This is a genomic window from Azospirillum isscasi (assembly GCF_030849505.1).
GTDB lineage: Bacteria > Pseudomonadota > Alphaproteobacteria > Azospirillales > Azospirillaceae > Azospirillum > Azospirillum isscasi.
In genome coordinates this window covers 1-748 of sequence record NZ_JAUJFI010000378.1, presented here as the reverse complement: position 1 = coordinate 748, position 748 = coordinate 1, and the positions used below count along the sequence as shown (strand labels likewise).

The window sequence follows — 748 nt, the reverse complement described above, 5'->3', positions numbered from 1 at the left end:
CGGGCTGCGGCTGGCCGCCTTCGCGCTCAGCGCCGTCTATGCCGGGGCGGCGGGGGGGCTGGGCGGGCACACCCAGCGCGTCGTCTCGCCGGAGGTGCTGGAGTTCCCCGTCATGGTCTCCGTCCTGACCATCGCCGTGGTCGGCGGGCGGGGGCGGGTGGCCGGGGCCGTTCTGGGGGCGGTGCTGCTGCTCCATCTGCCGGAGTGGTTCCGCTTTCTGGAGCGCAGCTACCTGATCGTCTACGGCGTGGCACTGCTTGCCACCATCGTTCTGGCGCCGCACGGGCTGACCGGCCTGCTGGACCGGCTGTTCCCGGTCCGCCCGGCGCCGTTGCCCAAGCCCGCCGCTCCCCCGGAGACGGCCTTCCCGCCCGGCCCTCTGCTGCGGGTGGAGGGGCTGACCAAGAGTTTCGGCGGGGTGCAGGCGGTGGGCGGCGTGTCCCTGACGCTGAGCGCCGGCACCATCACCGGCCTGATCGGCCCGAACGGGTCCGGCAAGACGACGCTGGTCAACCTGATTTCCGGTTTGGAGAGGCCGGACGGCGGGCGGGTCCTGATCGGTGAAACGGATCTGGCCGGGCAGAGGCCGGACCGCATCGCCCGCGCCGGGATCGCCCGGACCTTCCAGGCGGTCAGCCTGCCGGAGGGAGCCGGCGTGCTGGCAGCGGTCGCCGCGGCGCGGCTGGAGCGCGACGGTTCCATCGCCCAGGCCGAGGCCCACGCCCTGTGGGCGCTGGAGCGGCTGGGC

The 748-nt window shown here is 74.5% G+C and carries 1 protein-coding gene; it reads left to right on the top strand.

The genetic code is table 11. The annotated features are described in order from the left end of the window. A partial coding sequence (locus QSG27_RS29080; protein ID WP_306712349.1) for an ATP-binding cassette domain-containing protein occupies positions 1 to 748 on the top strand: 748 nt, incomplete at both ends.